3 protein-coding genes and 1 pseudogene are annotated in these 5,309 nt (G+C 69.9%); all 4 read right to left on the bottom strand.

Annotated elements, in window-relative coordinates:
• Positions 1 to 275: 275 nt before the first annotated feature.
• Positions 276 to 1,803 (bottom strand): annotated as a pseudogene (locus I5I_RS06545) (CTP synthase); the annotation flags it as partial.
• A gap of 6 nt (positions 1,804 to 1,809) precedes the next feature.
• Positions 1,810 to 3,513 (bottom strand): DNA repair protein RecN, encoded by a 1,704-nt coding sequence (gene recN / locus I5I_RS06540; RefSeq protein WP_036317843.1) that lies wholly within the window; start codon positions 3,511 to 3,513, stop codon positions 1,810 to 1,812.
• A complete protein-coding gene (locus I5I_RS06535; protein ID WP_036317841.1) occupies positions 3,510 to 4,466 on the bottom strand; it encodes an NAD kinase in 957 nt (318 codons plus the stop codon). Before I5I_RS06535 ends, recN begins: the two co-directional genes overlap by 4 nt.
• On the bottom strand, positions 4,463 to 5,299 hold the full coding sequence (locus I5I_RS06530) for a TlyA family RNA methyltransferase (protein WP_036317845.1): 837 nt from the start codon (positions 5,297 to 5,299) through the stop codon (positions 4,463 to 4,465). The genes I5I_RS06535 and I5I_RS06530 overlap by 4 nt, the downstream gene beginning before the upstream one ends.
• Between the last annotated feature and the right edge of the window lie 10 nt (positions 5,300 to 5,309).

Raw genomic sequence — 5,309 nt, 5'->3', positions numbered from 1 at the left:
AGCTCGGTCCCGGGGATCCTCTAGAGTCCGTCGGCGATGCGGGACAGGTCGCCGGACGCCTCGGCGGCGTAGCCGAAGGGCGCGAACTTACCGAGCGCCGAGTCGTGAATGCCGTAGACCGTGCTGGTACCGAAGCGCGCCTGTCGCCGCTCGAAGCGCGGCGCGACCTTCGGCGGCTCGGGGGCGGGAGCGGTCACGGGGACGAGCACCTGATCGCCGACGCTGCGCGCCTTGAAGCTGTCGAGGTCGTAGTGCTTCATGACGGAGGGGCTGCCGGGCGACAGCCCCGAGAACCACATGCCGGCGTCGGCGATCTGATCGCGGTAGCGGTTGTTGACCTCGTAGCGGTGGCGGTGACGCTCGCTGGCGCGCTCGGCGCCGTAGACCTCCGCCGCCAGCGACCCCTCGGCCAGCTCGGCCTCGTAGAGCCCGAGCCGCATCGTGCCGCCCATGTCGCCGTGGTCGATGATGTCGACCTGCTCGGCCATCGTCGCGATCACCGGGTGCGTGGTGTCGGGATCGAACTCACTGGACGACGCCCCCTCGATACCGGCGACGTTGCGCGCGTACTCGATGACCATGCACTGCAGTCCCAGGCAGATGCCGAGCGTGGGAATGCCCTGCTCGCGGGCGAAGCGCAGCGCGCCGAGCTTGCCCTCGATACCGCGGATGCCGAAGCCACCGGGAACGACGATGCCGTCGAGCGCGCCGAGCGCCTTCTCGGCACCCTCGGGCGTCTCGCAGAGGTCGGAGGCGATCCACTGCACCTGGACCTTCGTCTCCTGCGCGAATCCTCCGGCTTTGAGGGCCTCGGTGACCGACAGGTACGCGTCCGGAAGATCGATGTACTTGCCGACGAGACCGATCGTCACCTCGTGCTTGGGGTTGTGGACCGCGTTGAGCACCTTGCTCCAGCGCGTCCAATCGACCTCGGCGGCCTTGTTTCGTAAGGCCCAGCGCGTCGACGATGTAGCCGTCGAGGCCCTGCTCGTTGAGCATGGTCGGAATGTCGTAGATCGACGGCACGTCCACCGCGTTGACCACGGCATCCTCGTCCACGTCGCACATCAGCGCGATCTTGCGCTTGTTCGATTCGGTGACGGGGCGGTCGCTGCGCAGTACGAGGGCGTCGGGCTGGATGCCGATGGAGCGCAGGGCCGCAACGGAGTGCTGCGTGGGCTTGGTCTTCTGCTCGCCGGACGCGCCCATGAACGGCACGAGCGAGACGTGCACGAAGAAGACGTTCTTGCGTCCGAGCTCATGGCGGATCTGACGCGCCGACTCGATGAACGGCTGCGACTCGATGTCGCCGACGGTGCCGCCGATCTCGGTGATGATGACATCGGGCTTGGGCGTCTCGTCGGCCTGCAGGCGCATGCGGCGCTTGATCTCGTCGGTGATGTGCGGGATGACCTGCACCGTGTCGCCGAGGTACTCGCCGCGGCGCTCGCGGGCGATCACCTGGGAGTAGATCTGCCCCGTGGTCACGTTGGCGGCCTGACTCAGCTCGATGTCGAGGAAGCGCTCGTAGTGGCCGATGTCGAGGTCGGTCTCCGCCCCGTCGTCGGTGACGAACACCTCGCCGTGCTGGAACGGGTTCATCGTGCCCGGGTCGACGTTCAGGTACGGGTCGAGCTTCTGCATCACCACGCGCAGTCCGCGCGCTGTCAGCAGATTGCCCAGAGACGCGGCGGTCAGACCCTTCCCCAAAGACGAACGACACCCGCCGTCCAGAAAGATGTGCTTGGTGGTGTGGCTGAAAGTCTTGCCCGCCGTCTTACCTGCTGAATGAGTGTCCGTCACGGGCTTTCATCCTATCAGTCCGGAGTGGCCGAGGCTCAGAAGCTCCCGGGCGTGCTCGAGCGCGGTCGTCGAATCGGCCAGGCCGGACAGCAGCCGCGCCATCTCGGCCTCGCGGTCGGCGCCCGTGAGCGCGCGCACGCTCGAGGCGGTGACCGAGCCGTCGCCGGCCTTGACGACGCTGAGATGGTTCGAGGCGAAAGCGGCGACCTGGGCGAGGTGCGTGACCACGATGACCTGGCTCGTCTCGGCGAGGCGGGCGAGGCGGCGCCCCACCTCGATCGCCGCGGCACCGCCGATGCCGGCATCCACCTCGTCGAACACGAACGTGGGCACCCCGCCGGTGCCCGCGATGACGACCTCGATCGCGAGCATGACGCGGCTGAGCTCACCGCCGGACGCGCTCTTGGCGACCGGGCGGGGCTCGGCGCCGGGATGCGGCGCCAGCAGAATCGTGACCTCGTCCCGACCGGATGCCGAGGCGACTGCCTCCTCGACGGCGACGACCACCCGCGCGTCGGGCAGCGCCAGGGCGTGCAGCTCCTCGGTCACGGCGGCAGCCAGACGCTCCGCCGCCGCACGCCGGGCGGCGGTGAGCCGCGCTGCGGCCGCGTCCAGCGCGGCCGCAGCGTCGCGCTCGTCGCCCTGCAGACGCGCGATCCGCTCGCCGTCGTCATCGAGCTCGGCCAGTCGGAACGCGCCCGAGCGGGCGAGTTCGAGTGCGGCCTCCAGGCTGCCGTGGGCTCGCACGATGCTCGTCACGGCGGCGCGGCGCTCTTCGACCGCAGCGAGTTCGTGGGGGCCGGCATCGTCCAGATCGGCGAGGTATGCGCTCAGCTCGGTGGCGAGATCGGCGACCCGATATGAGATGTCGTCGAGTGTCGCGGCGTGGGCGGCCAGCACGGTGTCGGCGCGCACCACCCGTTCCAGAGCACGACGCGCCTCGGCGATGAGCAGGCCCACGTCGGGCACGTCACCGCCGCCCGACAGTGCGTCGTGCGCAATGGCTGCCGCCTGACGCAGCGCCTCGACATTCGCCAGTCTCTCGGCGCGGTTCGCGAGCTCGACGTCTTCGCCCGGTTGGGGATCGACCTGCTCGATCTCGGCGAGGGCGATGCGCAGCTGCTCGGCTTCGGCCGCGCGCGCCTGCGCATTGCCGGTGATCTCCGCGATGTGAGCGGCGAGCTCACGCTGCGCGGCGTAGGCCTGGCGGTACTCCTCCGCGACGGGCGCGATCTCGGCGGCGCCGAAGCGGTCCAGCGCATCACGCTGGGCCGCACTCGAACGCAACCGCAGTTGATCGGACTGGCCGTGGACGACCACGAGCTGCTCAGCGAGATCGGCGAGCACGCCCGCGGGCGCGGCGCGGCCACCGACGCTCGCACGACTGCGCCCCTCGGCGGTGACCGTGCGACCCAGATAGAGCTCGGCACGTCCCCCGCCGATCGGCTCGACCTCTCCCCCGGCATCCGTCACGCGATCGGCCACCGGGCCCGACTCGGGAACCAGCCAGACGCCCTCGACGGCGGCCTGGGCCGCGCCCGCGCGGACGACGCCCGAGTCCGCGCGCGCTCCGAGCAGAAGACCGAGACCGGTGACGACCATCGTCTTGCCGGCGCCGGTCTCTCCGGTGATGGCGGTGAAGCCGGCACCCATCGGGAGGGTCGCGTCAGCGATGACACCGAGGTCGCGGAGCGTCATCTGCTCGATCACGCCCGGCCCTCCGCACTCGTCGGTCGCGTCGTGGAGGTCTCATCCGGACCCCGCCACCCGGTGACGGGCAGCTGGAACTTCCGGACGAGCCGGTCGGTGAAGGGTGCCGGATGCAGGCGAGCGAGGCGTACGGGGCGCGAGGACTTGCCCACGACGACGCGGGCGCCGGGCGGCAGGTCGTGCGAGCGTCGCCCGTCGCACCACATGATGCCGGTGCCGTCCGTGCGCGCCAGCACCTCGATCGCGACCGTCGCCTCCGGCCCCACCACGAGAGGGCGTGCGAACAGTGCGTGGGCCGACAGCGGAACCACGGCGATCGCTTCGACGGTCGGCCAGATCACCGGCCCGCCGGCGGAGAAGTTGTACGCCGTGGAGCCTGTCGGTGTGGCGATGACGACACCGTCGCAGCCGAAGCTCGAGAGAGGACGGCGGTCGATCTCCATGACGACCTCCATCATCCGCTCGCGCGCCGCCTTCTCGACCGTCGCCTCGTTGAGCGCCCATGTCTCGTAGATGACGTCGCCGCCGGCGTCTTTGACACGCACCGAGAGCGTCATCCGTTCCTCGACCTGGTAGTCGCAGGCGATGATCCGACGCATCGCGTCATCGATGTCGTCCGGATCGATCTCGGCGAGGAAGCCGACATGTCCCATATTGATACCGAGGATCGGAGCGGCACCGTCGCGCACGAGTTCGGCGGCGCGCAGAATCGTGCCGTCGCCGCCCAGCACCACCGCCAGCTCGATGTCGGCGACGGGCACGTCCGTTCCGAGGGCGGCGAGCGGGCCGAGATCAGAGAGTGCGTCAACGAGCTCCGGGTCGTCGACGGCGAGAACGGGACGCGCCTCGGCGGCGATGAGCGCAGCGATCACACGCCGAGCCGCTGCCACCGTGTCGTCGCGGCGCGCGTGCGCCACGACGAGGATGGAGCGCGGCACCGTCGAATCTGTCATACCGCTCCCGTCGCTTCGTCGATCGTCCTCAGCCATTCTGTCGGATTGCCGCTGGCGACCGGACCGTCACCGTGGCCGAGTGGAGGCTGATCGCGCCGACGCAGGTGGACGAGGTATTCGTGGTTGCCATGCGTGCCGGCGAGGGGTGAGGCGATGAATCCCGCCGTCGCCAGCCCCGCGTCCCACGCGGCCCACAGCACGCCGGCAGCCGCATCGGAACGGGCCGCGGCATCCGTGACCAGTCCCTCACGAACGCCGGTCCGCCCCACCTCAAACTGCGGCTTGATCAGCAGAACGATGTCGCTCTCCGCCGTCGCGACGGCTGCGACAGCCGGCACCACGAGAGTGAGCGAGATGAACGACAGATCAGCGACGATCACCTCGGGATCGACCGCGAACCCGGCAGCCTCGGACAGCGACGCCGCCGTCATGTAGCGGACGTTGAACCCCTCGACGACGGTGACGTGCGCGTCGGCACGGATCACGGGCGCCAGCTGATCGTGGCCGACGTCCACGGCCACCACCCGGCGCGCACCGCGTTCGCGGAGAACCTGGGTGAACCCGCCCGTGGAGGCGCCGAGGTCGAGCGCTTCGCGTCCGGCCACTTGCACGTCGAAAGCATCCAGCGCAGCCACGAGCTTGTGGGCCGCTCGGCTCACGTAATGGTCGGCACCGTCGACGACGAGAACCGCATCGTCCGACACCGGAGTCGACGGCTTGACGACATAGACGCCGTCGACGCTGACCAGACCCGCCTCGATGTCACGCACCGCCTGCGTGCGGGACCGCCGAGAGCCCCGAGACGCCAGCGCCGCGTCCAGTCGAGCCGTCACTGCGCGCCGT

This window comes from Microbacterium sp. B24, from assembly GCF_000333415.1.
Lineage (GTDB): Bacteria > Actinomycetota > Actinomycetes > Actinomycetales > Microbacteriaceae > Microbacterium.
The sequence above is the reverse complement of the archived record's forward strand: the minus strand, read 5'-3'. Positions and strand labels throughout refer to the sequence as shown.